Annotated in this window: 17 protein-coding genes; 11 read left to right on the top strand and 6 right to left on the bottom strand. The window is 65.3% G+C overall.

Translation table 11 applies throughout. The annotated features are described in order from the left end of the window. Positions 1 to 70: 70 nt before the first annotated feature. Complete coding sequence (locus tag ACSZPK_RS00300) at positions 71 to 1,534, bottom strand: PLP-dependent aminotransferase family protein (RefSeq protein WP_437879408.1); 1,464 nt, start codon at positions 1,532 to 1,534, stop codon at positions 71 to 73. Between the two features lie 90 nt (positions 1,535 to 1,624). Between ACSZPK_RS00300 and ACSZPK_RS00305 the strand changes: the two genes are divergently transcribed. Genes ACSZPK_RS00305 through ACSZPK_RS00315 form a run of 3 tightly spaced genes read left to right on the top strand, consistent with a single transcriptional unit; the run spans position 1,625 to position 3,394 of the window. After that, positions 1,625 to 2,269: an FMN-binding negative transcriptional regulator gene (locus ACSZPK_RS00305; protein ID WP_437879409.1), complete on the top strand. Its 645-nt coding sequence runs from the start codon at positions 1,625 to 1,627 to the stop codon at positions 2,267 to 2,269. Next, on the top strand, positions 2,266 to 2,709 hold the full coding sequence (locus tag ACSZPK_RS00310; protein WP_437879410.1) for an N-acetyltransferase family protein: 444 nt from the start codon (positions 2,266 to 2,268) through the stop codon (positions 2,707 to 2,709). Before ACSZPK_RS00305 ends, ACSZPK_RS00310 begins: the two co-directional genes overlap by 4 nt. Position 2,710: 1 nt before the next feature. Then, complete coding sequence (locus ACSZPK_RS00315) at positions 2,711 to 3,394, top strand: GNAT family N-acetyltransferase (protein ID WP_437879411.1); 684 nt, start codon at positions 2,711 to 2,713, stop codon at positions 3,392 to 3,394. A 296-nt stretch (positions 3,395 to 3,690) separates the two neighbouring features. Here ACSZPK_RS00315 and ACSZPK_RS00320 read toward each other — a convergent pair whose 3' ends face one another. Genes ACSZPK_RS00320 through ACSZPK_RS00335 form a run of 4 tightly spaced genes read right to left on the bottom strand, consistent with a single transcriptional unit; the run spans position 3,691 to position 6,428 of the window. Further along, a complete protein-coding gene (locus ACSZPK_RS00320) occupies positions 3,691 to 4,776 on the bottom strand; it encodes a DNA alkylation repair protein (RefSeq protein WP_437879412.1) in 1,086 nt (361 codons plus the stop codon). Further along, positions 4,769 to 5,116 carry a nuclear transport factor 2 family protein gene (locus ACSZPK_RS00325; RefSeq protein WP_437879413.1) on the bottom strand — a complete coding sequence of 116 codons (348 nt, stop codon included), beginning with the start codon at positions 5,114 to 5,116 and terminating at the stop codon, positions 4,769 to 4,771. The genes ACSZPK_RS00320 and ACSZPK_RS00325 overlap by 8 nt, the downstream gene beginning before the upstream one ends. A 59-nt stretch (positions 5,117 to 5,175) precedes the next feature. Further along, positions 5,176 to 6,105, bottom strand: coding sequence for a helix-turn-helix transcriptional regulator (locus ACSZPK_RS00330; protein WP_437879414.1), 930 nt, complete (start codon positions 6,103 to 6,105; stop codon positions 5,176 to 5,178). Between the two features lie 53 nt (positions 6,106 to 6,158). Then, the gene (locus tag ACSZPK_RS00335) at positions 6,159 to 6,428 is read right to left on the bottom strand and encodes a hypothetical protein (protein WP_437879415.1); all 270 of its coding nucleotides are present in this window, start codon (positions 6,426 to 6,428) and stop codon (positions 6,159 to 6,161) included. Between the two features lie 210 nt (positions 6,429 to 6,638). Between ACSZPK_RS00335 and ACSZPK_RS00340 the strand changes: the two genes are divergently transcribed. Further along, positions 6,639 to 7,493 carry a formate/nitrite transporter family protein gene (locus ACSZPK_RS00340; protein WP_437879416.1) on the top strand — a complete coding sequence of 285 codons (855 nt, stop codon included), beginning with the start codon at positions 6,639 to 6,641 and terminating at the stop codon, positions 7,491 to 7,493. A gap of 262 nt (positions 7,494 to 7,755) precedes the next feature. On the opposite strand, the gene ACSZPK_RS00345 is transcribed toward ACSZPK_RS00340, so the two are convergent. Then, positions 7,756 to 8,205 carry a hypothetical protein gene (locus ACSZPK_RS00345; protein ID WP_437879417.1) on the bottom strand — a complete coding sequence of 150 codons (450 nt, stop codon included), beginning with the start codon at positions 8,203 to 8,205 and terminating at the stop codon, positions 7,756 to 7,758. 239 nt (positions 8,206 to 8,444) lie between these two features. Here ACSZPK_RS00345 and rfbB point away from each other — a divergent pair, with 239 nt between their 5' ends. The 7 genes from rfbB (at position 8,445) to ACSZPK_RS00380 (ending at position 17,442) form a co-directional block, all read left to right on the top strand. Continuing rightward, the gene (rfbB, locus tag ACSZPK_RS00350; RefSeq protein WP_437879418.1) at positions 8,445 to 9,521 is read left to right on the top strand and encodes a dTDP-glucose 4,6-dehydratase; all 1,077 of its coding nucleotides are present in this window, start codon (positions 8,445 to 8,447) and stop codon (positions 9,519 to 9,521) included. After that, positions 9,518 to 10,390, top strand: a complete 873-nt coding sequence (rfbA, locus tag ACSZPK_RS00355) for a glucose-1-phosphate thymidylyltransferase RfbA (RefSeq protein WP_437879419.1) — start codon at positions 9,518 to 9,520, stop codon at positions 10,388 to 10,390. The genes rfbB and rfbA overlap by 4 nt, the downstream gene beginning before the upstream one ends. Next, a complete protein-coding gene (rfbC, locus tag ACSZPK_RS00360; RefSeq protein ID WP_437879420.1) occupies positions 10,387 to 10,932 on the top strand; it encodes a dTDP-4-dehydrorhamnose 3,5-epimerase in 546 nt (181 codons plus the stop codon). The genes rfbA and rfbC overlap by 4 nt, the downstream gene beginning before the upstream one ends. Then, entirely contained in the window at positions 10,929 to 11,795 is an 867-nt protein-coding gene (rfbD, locus tag ACSZPK_RS00365) for a dTDP-4-dehydrorhamnose reductase (RefSeq protein WP_437879421.1), read from the top strand. Before rfbC ends, rfbD begins: the two co-directional genes overlap by 4 nt. Before the next feature lie 142 nt (positions 11,796 to 11,937). Beyond that, positions 11,938 to 13,752 (top strand): sensor histidine kinase, encoded by a 1,815-nt coding sequence (locus ACSZPK_RS00370; RefSeq protein ID WP_437879422.1) that lies wholly within the window; start codon positions 11,938 to 11,940, stop codon positions 13,750 to 13,752. Further along, complete coding sequence (locus ACSZPK_RS00375) at positions 13,745 to 15,124, top strand: sigma-54-dependent transcriptional regulator (RefSeq protein WP_437879423.1); 1,380 nt, start codon at positions 13,745 to 13,747, stop codon at positions 15,122 to 15,124. Before ACSZPK_RS00370 ends, ACSZPK_RS00375 begins: the two co-directional genes overlap by 8 nt. A gap of 434 nt (positions 15,125 to 15,558) precedes the next feature. Beyond that, positions 15,559 to 17,442, top strand: coding sequence for a beta-ketoacyl synthase (locus ACSZPK_RS00380; protein WP_437879424.1), 1,884 nt, complete (start codon positions 15,559 to 15,561; stop codon positions 17,440 to 17,442). The last annotated feature ends 56 nt before the right edge of the window (positions 17,443 to 17,498 follow it).

Consider the following 17,498-nt stretch of genomic DNA (forward strand, 5'->3'; position numbering starts at 1 on the left):
GCGATACCCATCGATGGCCCGACGCAGAGTTTGATGGGTATCGCTTCGCTCAACGCCATCCTACGAACCCTCAATCACTCCACGCCGCGCGTAGCGCTTCGGTCGCCTCGACGATTCGCGCTTCCGGCACGGCGGCAAAGCCGAGAACCAAGCCGGCGCGCTGGTCATCCGCTAGCGGCGAGCCGGGCAACCAGTAGTCGCTCAACCCATTGAGTTCGACGCCGACTTGCGCCGCACGCGCGATCAACTCGGCCTCACGCGTCAGGCTGTCGACCCGCACGCACAGGTGCAGACCGGCCTCCACATCAGGCAGCGGCGCGCAGCCACGAATATCCTGCGGCCAATTGGCCAAAAGCGCGTCTCGACGACTGCGAGCCGCTGCGCGCATGCGCCGGATATGACGCTGGAAGTGACCATCGGCGATGAACGACGCCATCACCGCCTGGGTGCCGATCTCCAGGTGGCGAGTATCCAGCGCACGGCGACGAGAGAAGGCCTCGGCCAGGGCTTTCGGCAATACCAGGTAGCCGAGGCGCAAGGCAGGAAAAGCGATCTTGCAGAAGGTGCCGACGTACAGCACCCGGCCATTGCGATCCAGCGCAGCGAGGGGCGCCAGGGGCGTGCCGTTGTAGCGGTATTCGCCATCGTAATCGTCCTCGATGATCCAGCCTTCGCGGCGCTCGGCCCAATCGAGCAACGCCAGGCGCCGCGCCAATGACAAGGTCACGCCGGTCGGGTACTGGTGCGACGGGGTGACATAAGCCATCCGGCAATCGGCGGATTCCAGCTCATCGGTGTCGAGCCCCTGCCCGTCCACAGCGATGCCAACCAGCTGCGCGCCCGCCACGGCAAAGGCATGGCCGGCCGCGCGATAGCCAGGGTTTTCCACCGCCACCTTGTCGCCGACCTCGACCAGCAGTTGCGCGCACAGACTGATGGCCTGCTGGGCGCCGCAGGTGACGATGATCTGCGCAGGATCGCAGTGCAGACCTCGGCCATTGCGCAAATAGGCAGCGATCAATTCACGCAATTGCCAGTCGCCGGCCGGGTCACCGTAGCCCAACCGCGCAGGCGACGGCTTGCGCCAGAAGCGTGCCGACAAACGCGCCCAGGTCTCGAACGGGAACAGGTCGAACGCTGGAACGCCAACCCGGAACGCCCGTGGCGCACCTTCGCGGGGGAGCGGCAAGTGGTGTGCCTGCAAGCGTTGCAGCGGCTGGGTCAACGGCACGTCGAGCGGCGTTGTGGCAGGTACTGGAGCGCTGGCTGTGACCGCCGCGACATAGGTGCCGGCGCCAACCCGCCCTTCCACGTAACCCTCGGCGTAGAGCTGGTCGAAAGCTCGCACGACGGTGTTGCGCCCAACTCCCAGCAACGTTGCCAAGTCGCGACTGGCTGGCAAGCGCACGCCAGCCGGTAAGCGGCCATCGAGAATGCGCTCGCGCAGCGCTTGGTAAAGCTGCCCGGCAAGGCCCTTGCCGGGATCGAGGCGGATGCCTGAAAGGTCGACCGGCAACGGAGGAGAAACGGCCATACATTGGCTCCATGAAAGTCGCAGCGAATGGATCTTACACCAGACCAATTAGCCGCCTAGCATGGAACCATTCAACGGAGAACCTGCGCCATGTACCGCCCCGCCGCCTTTCGCCAGGATGACCTGTCCACCTTGCACCAGCAGATCCGCACCAGCCGTCTGGCCAGTGTGATCAGTCAGGGCCGTGACGATCTATTGGCCAGCCACTTGCCATTGCTGCTGGTCGAAAGCGAGGGCGAGAAGGGCACGCTTTACGGCCACTTCGCACGCGCCAATCCACACTGGCGTGAACTGCTTGGTCAGCCGCAAACCCTGGTGGTCTTCAACGGTGTGGACGCCTACGTCAGCCCGACCTGGTATCCGTCCAAGGCCGAACACGGCAAGGCGGTGCCGACCTGGAACTACATCGCCGTGCATGCCCACGGCCAGGCCGTGATATTCGATGACGCCGAGCGCCTGCGCTGGCTGGTCGGCACGCTCAGCGCTCAGCACGAGAGCGGTCGAGCGAGGCCTTGGTCGATCGACGATGCGCCGAAGGATTACCTCGACGCCATGCTGCGCGCCATCGTCGGTTTCGCCCTGCCCATCGAACGCCTCGAAGGCCAATGGAAGCTCAGCCAGAACCGCAGCGACGCCGACCGTGAAGGTGTGCGCCGAGGCCTGGCCGATAGCGACGATGCCCGCGACCGCGAGACCGCCACCTACTTGCCCACCGAAACGGAGACCATCCGATGAGCCTCGAAATTCGCCCTGTCAGCGCAGATGATCACGCCGCCTGGCTACCACTGTGGAAGGGCTACCAGCGCTTCTACAAGACCGACATCCCGGAGGCGACCAGCGCCGAAACCTGGCAGCGCTTCCTCGACCCGAGCGAGCCGATCAACGCTGCGCTGGCCTGGCAGGATGGCCGTGCAGTCGGCCTGGTGCATTTCATCTTCCATCGCTCGACCTGGACCGTTGGCAACTACTGCTACCTGCAAGACCTGTACGTCGATGAGACCCTGCGCGGCGGCGGTATCGGCCGGCAGTTGATCGAATACGTCTACGCCCAGGCCCGCGCCGAAGGTGCCAGCCGCGTGCACTGGCTGACCCACGAAACCAACATCGACGCCATGCAGCTCTACAACCGCATCGCCGACCGCTCCGGCTTCGTCCAATACAGGAAGGTGTTCTGAGATGACCGACTCGCACACGCTCGACTGGCAGCCCGTTACTGCACCCGCCCACACGATCCTCGAAGGTCGCTACGTGAACCTGGAGCCGCTGGATGCCAAGCGCCATGGCGACGATCTGTGGCTGGTCTTGCAAGGCCCGGATTCCGATCCGCTGCTCTGGGACTATCTGCCCTACGGTCCTTTTGCCGAGCGCCCACCGTTCGATGCCTGGCTGGCAGCCAACCAGGCCAGCAGCGATCCACAATTCTACGCAGTGATCGACCGCCAGAAGCGCCGCACCGTCGGCCTGCTCAGCTTTCTGCGCATCACGCCGAAGGACGGCGTGATCGAGATCGGTCACATCGCTTTCAGCCGCACCATGCAGCGCTCACCGGCCTCCACCGAAGCGGTGTTCCTGCTCGCCGACTACGCCATGAGCACGCTGGGCTACCGTCGCCTGGAATGGAAATGCAACGCGCGCAATGCCCGCTCAATGCGTGCCGCCGAACGCTTGGGCTTTCGCTTCGAAGGGACCTTCCGCCAGCACATGGTGATCAAGGGCGAGAACCGCGACACCGCCTGGTTCTCCATCCTCGACAGCGAATGGCCGCGTTGTCGGGCGGCATTCCAACGCTGGCTGGCAGCGGAGAACTTCGATAAGCAAGGGCAGCAGGTTGGGCGGTTGGAAGACATGCGAGGCGCATAAGGAAAGCACCGCGAGAACGTTCCCACGTCGAGGCGTCGGCGAAAAGCTTCGCGGCTGAAGCCGCTCCTTACCTTTGGATTTCGGAATGGGCGCAAGAGCCCCCTCACCCTACGCGGGCCGCCTATCCCTCTCCCCAGAAGGGAGAGGGGACTGTCCGCGCGGATAGAAGCTCATTAGCTCCCAGCGAGGCATCCATCTGCCATCAAACCGACAAGCAATGCGAACAGCTCCCTCTCCTCTTGGGGAGAGGGCTGGGGTGAGGGGGAAGCAGGCCACACTGAAGCTAACCAAACGCCTCACACCACCAACTCAAACCCCGCCGTCCCCATCCGCTCGCCATTCACCATCACATGCAAGCCATGGTGCCCCGGATGGTGCCGGCGCGTACTCATGTCACGAATATGCTGACGCTTGCTCAGTGTCACACTCGCTCCCGCGTCCAACTCCAAGGTCTTGAACTTGAACACCTTGCTCGCCGCATGCCCGGCCTGCTTGCGGTAGTCGATGGCGTAATCGACGATTAGCCGCTGACACTCGGTTGCCGTGGAGGTGAGGGTGAAGCTGAAGGTCATGCTCTCACCCAGGCGGATCTCGGCAGGCATGACCACCAGCCCGCTCAACTCGACCTGCGCCTTGGCGCTCGCTCCCATCAAGGCCAGGGCACGCAGGTCGCCCTGCTTGATCAACGTGCGCAAACCATGGCGCGCGATCCACTTGGTACGCGCGTCATCCAGCGACCAGCCTTCGATCCGCTCCAACACACAGTGCGGATTGTCCTTGGCGATATCGTTGAGGTGATTGGCCACCGACTTGCGCACGTACAGGCTGTCGTCAGCCTTGAGTCGTTCGAGGATCGGCAGCACCGGTCGCGGATCAGCCATCAGCGTCGGCAAGCGAAACGACCAGGGCAGGCGTGGCCGGCAACCTTCGCTGGCCAGGCGCCGCACGTGATGGTTGTCGTCTTCCGCCCAAGTCTTCATCACCGTCAGCGTGCGCTCGAAGTCGCGCAGCAGAAAATGCCGGATAGCGAACTCCGACGAGCCGAAGGTGGTGAAATAGCGCAGTGCCGACATTGAAGACTCGAAGCGCTGCAAACCATGGCACGCCACGTAATGCGGCAAGGCCATGCTCACGAAGCCGCTGTTCAATCGCGGCGCCAGCGCATACAGGCACTCCAGCGCCGGCTCGAAATCCAGCCCCAGCGTAGCGTGCAGACTGTCACTGACCCGCGCCAGGCGCTGCATGATTGACAGCTCATCCAGGCCTTTTGTGGCCAGGGAGAAGAAACGCTCGCTGTCGAAACCGGGCTCCACCGCAACCATTTCCCGTGCGATATGGGCCATGCGTTCGCGGTCGAAAATCTCCTTCATCGCCTCACTCATGCTCGAATCCCGAACGGTCATGCCAGTCGCGTACTTCCAGACTGGCGATTCGCTCGCCTTGCAAGGTAAAGGCATAGCGGCGCGCTTGTGGGCTGCCGATAAAGGCGCCAGAAACGCTGACCGAGGCCAATACGCGCCCGGCCATGGCAGTCAGACCAACCACTTCGACCCGGCGCTGCGATCCGGCGACCCAGGCCGCGACAGCGTCGGTGCCGACATGGCTGAATCCGTCTTCGTGGATCACGCCATCACTGGCGAACAGCGCGGCCGCCGACAGGCCTTCACTGGCATTGGCAGCCGCCAGATAAGCGGCGATGGGCTGGGGCAAGGGCAGTGACATGCGAACCTCCTGTCGCGATGGATGCGCTCACCTTAAACGGACGCACTGACAACCCTATGTCAGTGACCATGATGCCGCGCCAACTCGCCAGCCTGGCGCACCAGCTCGTCACGCAATGGCTGCGGCTCCAGCACCCGCACCATGTTGCCGAACGACAACAGCCAGGTCGCCAGCGGTGCCCACTCGGTGGTCGACAGCACGAGCACATGACCATCGGCCTGAACCTGCTCTTCGACCAATCCTAACCACCACTCACGCAACGCCCGGTCCGCTGCCTGGCGGGTGAAATGCAGACGGGCATGCAGGGTCGCCGCCGGCATACAACGCATGAAATCGCCGGACTTGAAATCGCCGCGTGGCGCGGTGGTTTCGTCGAGCATGCGCACGTCGCGCATACGGTCGGTGCGGAAGTCACGGTAGTCGCCGCGCAGGCGGCACCAGCCGATCAGGTGCCAGCGCTCCATGTAATAGATCAGCCCTTGAGGCTCGACCTCGCGCTCGGTGGCTTCGTCACGGTTAACCCCCTGGTAGCCGAAGCACAGCACGCGCCGATGGCTGAGCGCTTGCTGCAGCAGGTCGAGAGATACCTGGGCGGGTACGGGTTTGGCAGCGCTCGAGAGGCTGCTCTCCAGCACATCGAGTCGCGCCTGCTGGGTCGCCGGCAGCACCGCGCGCACCTTGGCCAGCGCCGAGCGCATGCGCCCGCGTAGCGACTCATCGGTGAGCTGGCCCACCAGCATGCCGCCGGTGGCCAGGGCGCTGGCCTCCTGCTCGGTGAAACTCACCGGCGGCAGGCTGTAGCCCTTCATCAGGCTGTAGCCGAGGCCGGCCTCCACGGCGATCGGCACGCCGGCCTCGCCGAGGGCCGCCAGATCGCGGTAGATGGTGCGCACACTGAGGCCGAAATGTTCGGCCAGTTGCTCGGCCGTGACATGGCGGCGGGTATGCAAGTGCAGGATCAGCGCCAACAGGCGATCCGTTCGATTCATGGCAAGGCGCCGCAGAGAGAAAGGCGCTAGTCGGCCAAGATCGACGGCGCAGGTCAAGCGCTCTGCAACTGAACCTCTTCGACGCCGACCAGCAGTTCCGGACGCACTGCGCCGCCAAGGGCCGTGATCAGCGCCCATTGCTGGTCCAGCTCCTTGTTGATCGTTTCCAGGCGCACGATCATGCGCGATCCCGAGGTCCTGACGGTCGGGTCGGAACTGCGGATCAATTCGAAGGCGAACGACGTGATCGCGGCGGTGAGATGGGTCTGCGTCATGGCGGAACGCGTGAGCAATTCGGCGAGCAACTGATCGTTCGAAGACATTGGAATCCTTTCCCCAAGAGCGCCAATGGGTGCCGGCGCGAGAGCGACAACGAGGCTATCACATCGCCATCGCCGGCAGCGATGAGATTTTGTCGCATCCGATACAATGTCTCCATCAGCACAGCCTGCACGCCCCACAAATAGACGAAACTCCCCGGCTGTCGCGCTCTCTACCGGTCACCGCCCCGCTTGCAACTGCGAGAGAACGCCATGGCCAGCGAAGAAAACGGCAAGACCCCCAACCTCTCCGCCGACGAACAGCGCGACGTCGACGATAGCCAGCCGCCACGCGCGGCCGTGTTGCACGAGATCATCCGCCAGCAAGGCGACCAGGAGCTGGAGCGCAGCGTTGCCGCACTCTGGTGGTCGGCATTGGCCGCCGGCCTGACCATGGGCCTGTCGATGATGGCCATGGGGCTGCTCAGCTCGCGCCTGGCCGGTATCGAAGCGAGCAAGGTGATCAGCAGCCTGGGCTACTCGGCGGGCTTTCTCGCGGTGATCATCGCGCGCCAGCAACTGTTCACCGAAAACACCCTGACCGCCGTGCTGCCGGTGATGAGCAAACCGACCCTGGACAATTTCGGGCGGCTGCTGCGGCTGTGGGCCGTGGTGCTGGCGGGCAACCTGCTCGGCACCCTGTTCGTCGCCTACGTGATGCTGAACCTGCCGATCTTCGACACCCAGACCGACCTGGCCTTTCTCGAGATCGGCCGCAAGGTAATGGAGAACGACCGAGGGCAAATGCTGGCCAAGGGCATCATCTCCGGCTGGATGATCGCCACCATGGTGTGGATGATCCCGTCGATGGAGAACGCCAGGATCGCCATCATCGTGCTCATCACCTACCTGATGGCCCTCGGCGACTTCACCCACATCGTGGTCGGCTCGGTGGAAGTGTCCTACCTGGTGTTCGCCGGCGAAGCCGGCTGGACGCAGTTCCTCGTCCATTTCGCCGGCCCGACGCTGCTGGGCAACATCATCGGCGGCAGCCTGATCTTCGGCCTGCTCAGCCATGCCCAGGTGCGCAGCGAAAGCCCCCGGAGCGAGGGAAGAAAACAGCCCTAGGGTCTGTTGCCGTTTCGGCGCAAGCCGCGTTGTCGCGAGAAATAACCCCCGATTAGGCGCAGGACGCAGGTAATGGTCATTCCCTTACCAAGTCCTGCAACGACAGCGGGGGTTATTTCTCGCACAACCCGCAGGGCCGGGCCAGTTTTTATACGATGCAGCGTTACTCGATGGCTCATTTAGCCCACTAAACTTCGCATCTCGCGCCTCGCCTCGTATAAAAACTGGCTCCGGCGCGGTCGCGACGAAACGGCAACAGACCCTAGGCCGTGGCGTTGAGGGTCTGGCCGGAGGCGGAGGAGCCGCTTTCCGTCAAGGCATCCAGCAACGCGCTATAGGCTTGCGTCAACGCGGCGTTGATGCTGGCAACCTGGGCCTGGGCAGACTGGACCCGAGACTGCGCCGCCTGGTCGTCCGCCGACTTCGCGGCGTCGCGGGTGGCCTTCTCGAGCTCTTGCTGGGCGCGCTTGAGCTGCTCCTCGAGCTCCTTGATCATTTCCTTGGCCGTCTCCACCGCGTCGCTCGAATCGGACGATTCGCTACTGCTGGCTCCCGCTCCCGCTCCCATGCCCAGGACCTGGCGCTGGCTGCCGGCACTGGCCTGCGTCTCGGTCGTGGTCGCATCGCTTTGCGTCGTCGCATCGCTGTCTTGCGTCTGAGTCTGCGTTGAATAGTTGCCGGTGATGGCCAGGTTTGCGCTGATGCTAGTCACTGCGCACCCTCCCGAAGGTGACTGTGCAGAAGTTTTCGGCACCCAGGCGGGAAACTTGAGCCCGTTGGTCGAGTACGAGATGCCTGATCCCTGCACCTGGCAACGCCTCGACGTGCCGCTCGGTCAGCGCTGAAGTGCCGCGCTTTGCCCTGGCCACCAAGCCAGAGGCATAATCGCGGGCCTTGCGATCTTCTTGTTCCCGGCGCGGCTGCGCCAACGACCCATAGGCAAACCAGACAATGCGCATCCTGATCACCGGCGGTGCCGGCTTCATCGGCTCGGCCCTGATTCGACACCTGATCGGCCATACCGAACACAGCGTGCTCAACGTCGACAAGCTCACCTACGCCGGCAACCTGGAATCACTGGCCAGCGTCGCCGACGATCCGCGCTACCGTTTCCTCCAGGCCGATATCGCCGACCAGGACGTGATCGGCAAGGCCCTCGCCGAATTCCAGCCCGACGCGGTGATGCACCTGGCCGCCGAGTCCCACGTCGACCGTTCCATCGACGGCCCGGCCGACTTCATCCAGACCAACATCGTCGGCACCTACGCCCTGCTGGAAAGCGTACGCGCCTACTGGTCGAAGCGACCCGAGCCGCAGCGCCAAGCGTTCCGCTTCCACCATATTTCCACCGACGAGGTGTACGGCGACCTGCATGGCGCGGACGACCTGTTCCGCGAGGACACCCCCTACGCCCCCAGCTCGCCCTATTCGGCGAGCAAGGCGGCCTCCGACCACCTGGTCCGCGCCTGGCACCGCACCTATGGGCTGCCGGTGCTGGTCAGCAATTGCTCGAACAACTACGGCCCCTATCACTTCCCCGAGAAGCTGATCCCGCTGGTGATCCTCAACGCCCTCGAAGGCAAGCCGCTGCCGGTCTATGGCGACGGCTCCCAGGTGCGCGACTGGCTGTTCGTCGAGGACCACGCCCGCGCCCTGCTCGAAGTGGTGACCCGTGGCGTGGTCGGCGAGACCTACAATATCGGCGGTCACAACGAGCAGAAGAACATCGACGTGGTGCGCGCCATCTGCGCCCTGCTCGACGAACTGGCACCGAACACGCCCAGCGGCCTCGGCCGCTATGACGAACTGATCACCTTCGTCAGCGACCGCCCCGGGCATGATCGCCGCTATGCCATCGACGCCGGCAAGATCGAGCGCGACCTCGGTTGGAAGCCCGCGGAAACCTTCGCCAGCGGCCTGCGCAAGACCGTACGCTGGTACCTCGACAACCTCGACTGGTGCCGCCACGTGCAGGACGGCAGCTACCAGCGCGAACGCCTCGGCGCGATCAAGGAGCAACACGCATGAAAGGCATCGTTCTCGCCGGCGGTTCCGGCACACGCCTGCACCCCATCACCCTGGGCATCTCCAAGCAGTTGCTGCCGATCTACGACAAGCCGATGGTGTATTACCCGATCTCGGTGCTGATGCTCGCCGGCATCCGCGAGATCCTGATCATCTCCACGCCCCACGATCTGCCGCACTTCCAGAAAATGCTCGGTGACGGCAGCCAGTTCGGCGTGCATTTCGAGTACGCCGAGCAGCCCTCGCCAGACGGCCTGGCCCAGGCCTTCCTGATCGGCGAAGCGTTCATTGGCAACGACCCGGTGTGCCTGATCCTCGGCGACAACATCTTCCACGGCCAGCACTTCACCGAACAGTTGCAGCGCGCCGCCTCGCACCCGCACGGCGCCACCGTGTTCGGCTACTGGGTCAAGGACCCGCAGCGCTTCGGCGTGGTCGAGTTCGACGAGCATGGCCGAGCCGTTTCCATCGAAGAGAAGCCAGCCCAGCCGAAATCGCCCTACGCGGTCACCGGCCTGTACTTCTACGACAACGCGGTGATCGAGGTCGCCCGCTCGATCAAGCCTTCGCCACGCGGCGAACTGGAGATCACCGACGTCAACAACGTCTACCTGCAACGCGGCGCGCTGCGGGTGGAGAAGCTCGGTCGTGGTTTCGCCTGGCTCGACACCGGCACCCATGACAGCCTGCTCGAAGCCTCGCAATACGTGCAGACCATCGAACATCGCCAGGGCCTGAAGGTCGCCTGCCTGGAAGAGATCGCCTTCCAGCAGGGCTGGATCGACCGCGAACGCCTGCTGGCCCAGGCCAAGGCCTTCGGCAAGACCGGCTACGGCCAGTACCTGGCGCAACTGGCGGGAGAATCGGCATGAAGCTGACCGAGACCGCCATCCCCGGCGTGCTGATCCTCGAACCCAAGGTGTTCGGCGACGAGCGCGGTTTCTTCTACGAGAGTTTCAACGCGCGGGCCTTCGCCGACGCCACCGGCATCGCCGCGACCTTCGTCCAGGACAACCACTCGCGCTCCCAGCGCGGCGTGCTGCGCGGGCTGCACTACCAGGTGCGACAGGCCCAGGGCAAGCTGGTGCGGGTGGTCGCCGGCGAAGTGCTGGATATCGCCGTGGACATCCGCCGTGCCTCGCCGACCTTCGGCAACTGGGTCGGCGTGCGCCTGTCGGCCGAGAACAAGCGTCAGTTCTGGGTGCCGGAAGGTTTCGCCCACGGTTTCGTGGTGCTCAGCGAATCCGCCGAGTTCCTCTACAAGACCACCGACTACTATGCGCCCGAGCACGAGCGCTGCATTCGCTGGGACGACCCGAGCCTGGCCATCGACTGGGAGTTGGAACAGGCGCCGACGCTATCGACCAAGGACCAGGCCGGCCTGAGCCTGGCCGACGCGGAGCTGTTCCCATGAGCATCCTGCTGATCGGCCGCAACGGCCAGGTGGCCCGCGAACTGCAACTGTGCCTTCGCGACCAGCCGCTGGTGGTACTCGGCCAGCAGCAACTGGACCTCGGCGACGCCGCCGCCATCCGCCGCCAGGTGCGCGAGCTGCGCCCGCAACTGATCATCAACGCCGCCGCCTACACCGCCGTCGACCAGGCCGAGCAGGACGCCGACAACGCCTTCGCGATCAATGCCAGCGCGCCTGGCGTACTCGCTGAGGAAGCCGCTGGACTCGGCGCGCCGCTGATCCATTACTCCACCGACTATGTGTTCGACGGCAGCAAGACCGCCCCCTACGTCGAGACGGACGAAACCGCGCCGCTCAACGTCTATGGCCGCAGCAAGCTGGCGGGCGAGCAGGCGATCCGCGCGGTCGGCGGCGAGCACCTGATCCTGCGCACCAGTTGGGTCTATGCCAGCCACGGGCGCAATTTCCTGCTGACCATGCAGCGCCTGCTGCAGGAGCGCGAGGAGTTGAAGGTGGTCGACGACCAGATCGGCGCGCCGACCTGGGCCGGCACCATCGCCGCGACCACCCTGCGCCTGGTCGAGCATTGGCAGAACGGCAATGCCGGGCCATGGGGCGTCTATCACTTGAGCGGCCTGGGCGAAACCTCGTGGTTCGGTTTCGCCAGTGCCATCGGCGAACGCCTGCGCGCCGCCGGCAAGCCCTGTGCCCGGTTGCTGCCGATCCCGGCCAGCGCCTACCCGACGCCGGCGCAGCGCCCCGCCAACTCGCGCCTCGATTGCAGCCATTTGCAACAGGCGTGGCAGGTAACGCTGCCTGACTGGCAGGCGGCGCTGGATGAGTGCCTGGTGAGCCAACGATAGGCTGGGGCACGCCAGCGACTCAGCGCGGCCCCAGCGCAGCGGCATGATGGTTGTTTCAGGTTCCCCGGCGCTTTCGACCAGCCGCTCCATCGCGTGGCAAAGGCTCGTGCATAATTACCCCTCGTCCCGAATCGAGCGCCGCATGCCCCAGACCCTCACTCCCCGTCGCCCGCGCTGGCGCCATCTGGTGCTCCTGGCCCTGGTCCTGGCGCCGCTGCTGTGGCCCTTGCAGCACCTGGCCGAGCGGTATTACCGCGATGAGTTGGTCAAGCAGAACCGCCAGACCCTCGACCTCTACGTCGCCAACCTGCTCGGCACCCTGCGCCGCTTCGAAGTGCTGCCGGCGATCCTCGGCGCCCTGCCGGAGCTGCGCGGCGTGCTGCAGGCACCGCTCGACCCGGTCGCCACCGACACGGCCAACAGCCAGCTCCTGCATATCCGCGAGCAGACCGGCGCCGACGTGATCTACATGATGGACGCCACCGGCACCACCCGCGCCTCGTCCAATTATCGACAGGCCGACAGCTTCATCGGCCGCGACTTCACCTACCGTCCCTACTACCAGAACGCCATCGAGGGCCACCTCGGGCGCTTCTTCGGCCTCGGCACGACCTCGGGCAAACGGGGCTATTACTTCGCCGCCGGCATTCGCGACGGCGCGCTCAAGCTCGGCGTGCTGGTGCTCAAGGTCGACCTCGACTTCACCGAAACCCTGTGGGGCCAGACCCCGGAGCAACTGCTGGTCACCGACCGCAACGGCGTGGTCATCCTTACCTCGAACCCGGCCTGGCGTTTTCGCGCGACGCGCCCGCTGAGCGAGGACGAGCTCAAGGAAATCGCCGCCGACCAGCCCTACCCGACCGCCGAGCCCCGCCTGTTGCAACTCGACACCCGGCGCTGGCTGGTGCAAAGCCGCGAACTCGACGAGATCGGCTGGACGGTCAGCATCCTCGCGCCGCGCAGCCAGGTGCAGCGCCAGGTACAGACCGTGCTGATCATCGGTGGCGCCAGCCTGCTCGCCCTGCTCCTGCTGCTCGGCCTGCTGCTGCAACGTCGCCGTCACTACATCGAGCGGATCATCCTCGATGCCCGCGCCAAGCATCAGCTGGAACTGCGCGTGGCCGAGCGCACCCGTGACCTGGAAACGCTCAACAACCGCCTCAAGGACGAAGTCCTCGAACGCGAGCAGGCCCAGCAGAAACTGGTGCGCACCCAGGACGAACTGGTCCAGGCCGGCAAGCTCTCGGCCCTCGGCACCATGTCGGCGAGCATCAGCCACGAACTCAACCAGCCGCTGGCGGCGATTCGCAGCTACGCCGACAACGCCGGCGTGCTGCTCGATCACCAGCGCACCGACGACGCACGCAACAACCTGCGCCAGATCAGCGACCTGACCGGGCGCATGGCCTCGATCATCGCCCACCTGCGCGCCTTCGCCCGGCGCGATCGCCATGCGCCGGAGAGCGTGGCCCTGCAACCGGCCCTGGAGGATGCCCTGGCCCTGGTCGCCAAGCGTCGCCGGGAAATGGACGTGGAACTGATCCGCGACCTGCCCGAGGCGCCGTTCTGGGTCCAGGCCGGCGAGACCCGCCTGCGCCAGGTACTCGGCAACCTGCTGGCCAACGCCCTCGACGCCCTCGCCGAAAAAGGCCCGCCACGCCGGCTGTGGATAAGCGCCGAGCAAAGTACCGACGGCGTGCGCCTGCACCTGCGCGACAATGGCCCGGGGTTTTCCGCCGAAGCCTTGCAGCACGCCCGCGAACCGTTCTTCACCACCAAGACCCGCACCCAGGGCCTCGGCCTCGGCCTGGCCATCTGCGAGACACTGATGCGTGCCCTCGGCGGCGAACTGCTGCTGGGCAACCACCCGCAAGGCGGCGCCTTGATCACCCTCTACCTGCGCAATGCCACGCCAGGCTCAAGCCCGCAATCCGCCGAGGATTATCTGCATGAGTAAGCCCATCGACAGCCGTACCCAGGTCCTGTTGATCGACGACGATCCACACCTGCGCGAAGCGCTGAGCCAGACCCTCGACCTGGCCGGCTTTCGCGTCGAAACCCAGGCCAGCGCCGAAGGCCTGGCCGAACGCATCGAGGCCGACTGGCCTGGCGTGGTGGTCAGCGACATCCGCATGCAGGGGCTCGACGGCCTGCAACTGCTGCGCCTGCTGCACGAGCGCGACAGTGAACTGCCGGTGCTGCTGATCACCGGCCACGGCGACGTGCCCCTGGCGGTGCAGGCCATGCGCGCCGGCGCCTATGACTTCCTGGAAAAGCCCTTCCCCAGCGACGACCTGCTCGACAGCGTGCGCCGCGCCCTCGACCTGCGCCGCCTGGTGCTGGACAACCGCAGCCTGCGCCTGGCCCTGACCGATCGCCAGCAACTCGGCTCGCGGCTGATCGGCCAGTCGGCACCGATGCAGCGCCTGCGCGAGCAGGTCGGCGCCCTCGCGGCGATCAACACCGACGTGCTGATCCTCGGCGAGACCGGCGCCGGCAAGGAAGTGGTGGCCCGTGCCCTGCACGACCTGTCGTCGCGGCGCAACGGCCCATTCGTGGCGATCAACGCCGGCGCGCTGGCCGAGTCGGTGGTCGAGAGCGAGCTGTTCGGCCACGAGTCAGGCGCCTTCACCGGCGCGCAGAAACGCCGCATCGGCAAGTTCGAATTCGCCAACGGCGGCACCCTGTTCCTCGATGAAATCGAAAGCATGAGCCTGGACGTGCAGGTCAAGCTGCTGCGCCTGTTGCAGGAACGCATGGTCGAGCGCCTCGGCGGCAACCAGTTGATCCCGCTGGACATCCGGGTGATCGCGGCGACCAAGGAAAACCTGCGCGTCGCCGCCGACCAGGGCCGCTTCCGCGCCGACCTGTACTATCGCCTCAACGTCGCCCCCTTGCGCATTCCGCCCTTGCGCGAGCGTGACGGCGACATCCTCCTGCTGTTCCAGCACCATGTCGATGCCGCCGCCCAGCGCCACGGCCTGGCGCCACGCGAGCTGCCCGCCGCGCTGCGCCCGCAACTGCTCAGCTACGCCTGGCCAGGCAACGTGCGCGAGCTGCAGAACACCGCCGAGCGCTTCGCCCTCGGCCTGGACACCGGCCTGGACAACGCCCCCGTGGGGGACAGTGTGGAGACCAGCCCCGGCATGGGCCTGAGCGAACAGGTCGAAGCCTATGAACGCGCCTTGATCAGCGCCGAGATGGCCAAGTCGCACAACTCCCTGCGCAGCCTCGCCGAAGCCCTCGGCATCGCGCGCAAGACCCTGCACGACAAACTGCGCAAGCACGGCCTGGATTTCGCCGGCAGCCAGAACGATGACAATGACTAAAGCTGCTCACGATCTCGCGAGCTCGTTCGAATGGCTGCTTCGGGGCAGGAGCGGACGTTCGTCCGATGATCGGTTTATATCCTCGTCATTCCCGCGAAGGCGGGAACCCAAAAAAGCGCTTCTGGATTCCCGCCTTCGCGGGAATGACGGTGAAATACACCGCGTAAGAACGGTCATCACATGAATGTCCGCTCCTGCCTCAACGCTGCCTGAGGAGCCGATCTTAGATCGTGAACAGCGTCCAAGGGGGTTCTCCTCTCTTATCTAAAACCACACAATGCAAGTGACTTGGCGGTCATGCACCGCGTCAACAGCCTTATCCCGATTCTGATGAGTCGCCACCCGGCACATGCCGTCTGGCCGCCGGGGCTTTTCGTCGCCAACGAAGCCCCGCCGCCTGGCCGCGACATGGCCGACTGAAGGAGTTCCGCGTGATGTCACGACTACCCGTCATCGTCGGTTTCGGCGGCTACAACGCCGCGGGCAGGAGTTCGTTCCACCACGGCTTTCGCCGCACCATCCTCGAATCGCTGAACAGCCAGGCCCGCCAGGAGACCCTCGCCGGCCTGGCGGTGATGATGAAACTGGTCGAAGTACGCGATGGTCGCCATTGCGATGCCGACGGCAACCCGCTGAGCCTGGCCGAGATCGAGAACCGCCACGCCACCGCCATCCTCGACGGTACCCTGGTGCGCCGTATCGAACTGCGCCACTTGGATGTCGACGCCGCCCACTGGCAGAAGAACCTCAGCATCAGCAACGCCCAGTTCACCACCCTGCGCAAACAATTGCCCGAGCCATTGCCGGCCAACTGGATCATTGAGGAACTGGAAGACGGCCAGGTGCTGGTCACCCTGCAGGACAGCTGCGACATCAAGGTCGACAGCTACCGCGCCCTGCCGGTGAAGTCCGCCGGCCAGTTGCCCAGCGGCTTCGAGCCGGGCGAGCTGTACAACTCGCGCTTCCATCCGCGTGGCCTGCAATTGTCCGTGGTCGCCGCCACCGATGCGCTGCGCTCCACCGGCATCCCGTGGACGCGCATCCTCGAAGAAGTGCAGCCCGACGAAGTCGCGGTGTTCGCCGGCAGCATCATGAGCCAGCTCGACGAGAACGGCTTCGGCGGCATGATGCAGTCGCGCCTCAAAGGCGGCCGCGTCACCGCCAAGCAGTGCCCGCTGGGCCTCAACACCATGCCGGCCGACTTCATCAACGCCTACGTGCTCGGCAGCGTCGGCACCACCGGCAGCGTCACCGGCGCCTGCGCTACCTTCCTCTACAACCTGCAGAAAGGCATCGACCTGATCGTCAGCGGCCAGGCCCGCGTGGTGCTGGTCGGCAATGCCGAGGCGCCGCTGACCCAGGAATGCATCGACGGCTACGGGGCCATGGGCGCCCTGGCCACCGAGGAAGGCCTGCGCAAGGTCGGCGGCAGCGACGAGGTCGATTTCCGCCGCGCCAGCCGCCCGTTCGGCGACAACTGCGGCTTCACCCTGTCCGAGTCCGCGCAGTTCGTGGTGCTGATGGACGACGAGCTGGCCCTGGCCCTCGGCGCCGATATCCATGGCGCCGCCACCGACGTGTTCATCAACGCCGACGGCTACAAGAAATCCATCTCCGCGCCAGGCCCGGGCAACTACCTGACCCTGGCCAAGGCCGCCGCCGCCGCCGCGCAACTGGTCGGCATCGACGGCGTGCGCCAGCACAGCTTCGTGCATGCCCACGGTTCCAGCACCCCGGCCAACCGCATCACCGAGTCCGAGTTGCTCGACCGCGTCGCGGCTGTGTTCGGCATCGAGAACTGGCCGATCACCGCGGTCAAGGCCTTCGTCGGCCACTCCCTGGCCAGCGCCAGCGCCGACCAGGTGATCGCCGCCCTGGGTTCGTTCCGCTACGGCGTGGTGCCCGGCATCAAGACCATCGACAAGGTCGCCGATGACGTGCACCAGCGCCACCTGAGCCTGAGCACCCGGGACCGCGAGATCGCCGGACTGGAAGTGTGCTTCATCAACTCCAAGGGCTTCGGCGGCAACAACGCCACTGGCGTGATCCTCGCCCCCTCGGTGGTCGAACGCATGCTGCGCAAGCGCCACGGCGAAGCCGCCTTCGCCGCCTGGCAGGCCCGCCGCGAAACCACTCGCGCCAACGCCCAGGCCTATGACGAACAGGCGCTGCATGGCCAGTTCGACATCCTCTACAACTTCGGCAACGACCTGATCGACGATCAGCAGTTGCAGATCAGTGAAGAGCAGATCCAGGTGCCAGGCTTCAACCAGCCGCTGGTGTTCAAGAAGGACGCGCGTTTCAGCGATATGGTCTGAAGGGACGTGCGTAGGATTGGGCGAACCGCGTAGTAGTTGTAGGGTGGACCGGGGCG

It is taken from the genome of Pseudomonas sp. LRF_L74 (assembly GCF_965644255.1).
Taxonomy (GTDB): Bacteria; Pseudomonadota; Gammaproteobacteria; order Pseudomonadales; family Pseudomonadaceae; genus Aquipseudomonas.

Excerpts from the sequence above, each read along its gene's own strand:
- ACSZPK_RS00340 (WP_437879416.1), top strand. The coding sequence starts at position 6,639 with ATGGCCAGCGAAGAAAACGGCAAGACCCCCAACCTCTCCGCCGACGAA.
- ACSZPK_RS00300 (WP_437879408.1), bottom strand. The coding sequence starts at position 1,534 with ATGGCCGTTTCTCCTCCGTTGCCGGTCGACCTTTCAGGCATCCGCCTC.
- rfbD (WP_437879421.1), top strand. The coding sequence starts at position 10,929 with ATGAGCATCCTGCTGATCGGCCGCAACGGCCAGGTGGCCCGCGAACTG.
- ACSZPK_RS00380 (WP_437879424.1), top strand. The coding sequence starts at position 15,559 with ATGTCACGACTACCCGTCATCGTCGGTTTCGGCGGCTACAACGCCGCG.
- ACSZPK_RS00320 (WP_437879412.1), bottom strand. The coding sequence starts at position 4,776 with ATGAGTGAGGCGATGAAGGAGATTTTCGACCGCGAACGCATGGCCCAT.
- rfbA (WP_437879419.1), top strand. The coding sequence starts at position 9,518 with ATGAAAGGCATCGTTCTCGCCGGCGGTTCCGGCACACGCCTGCACCCC.
- ACSZPK_RS00310 (WP_437879410.1), top strand. The coding sequence starts at position 2,266 with ATGAGCCTCGAAATTCGCCCTGTCAGCGCAGATGATCACGCCGCCTGG.
- rfbC (WP_437879420.1), top strand. The coding sequence starts at position 10,387 with ATGAAGCTGACCGAGACCGCCATCCCCGGCGTGCTGATCCTCGAACCC.
- ACSZPK_RS00330 (WP_437879414.1), bottom strand. The coding sequence starts at position 6,105 with ATGAATCGAACGGATCGCCTGTTGGCGCTGATCCTGCACTTGCATACC.
- rfbB (WP_437879418.1), top strand. The coding sequence starts at position 8,445 with ATGCGCATCCTGATCACCGGCGGTGCCGGCTTCATCGGCTCGGCCCTG.
- ACSZPK_RS00315 (WP_437879411.1), top strand. The coding sequence starts at position 2,711 with ATGACCGACTCGCACACGCTCGACTGGCAGCCCGTTACTGCACCCGCC.
- ACSZPK_RS00325 (WP_437879413.1), bottom strand. The coding sequence starts at position 5,116 with ATGTCACTGCCCTTGCCCCAGCCCATCGCCGCTTATCTGGCGGCTGCC.
- ACSZPK_RS00375 (WP_437879423.1), top strand. The coding sequence starts at position 13,745 with ATGAGTAAGCCCATCGACAGCCGTACCCAGGTCCTGTTGATCGACGAC.
- ACSZPK_RS00335 (WP_437879415.1), bottom strand. The coding sequence starts at position 6,428 with ATGTCTTCGAACGATCAGTTGCTCGCCGAATTGCTCACGCGTTCCGCC.
- ACSZPK_RS00370 (WP_437879422.1), top strand. The coding sequence starts at position 11,938 with ATGCCCCAGACCCTCACTCCCCGTCGCCCGCGCTGGCGCCATCTGGTG.
- ACSZPK_RS00305 (WP_437879409.1), top strand. The coding sequence starts at position 1,625 with ATGTACCGCCCCGCCGCCTTTCGCCAGGATGACCTGTCCACCTTGCAC.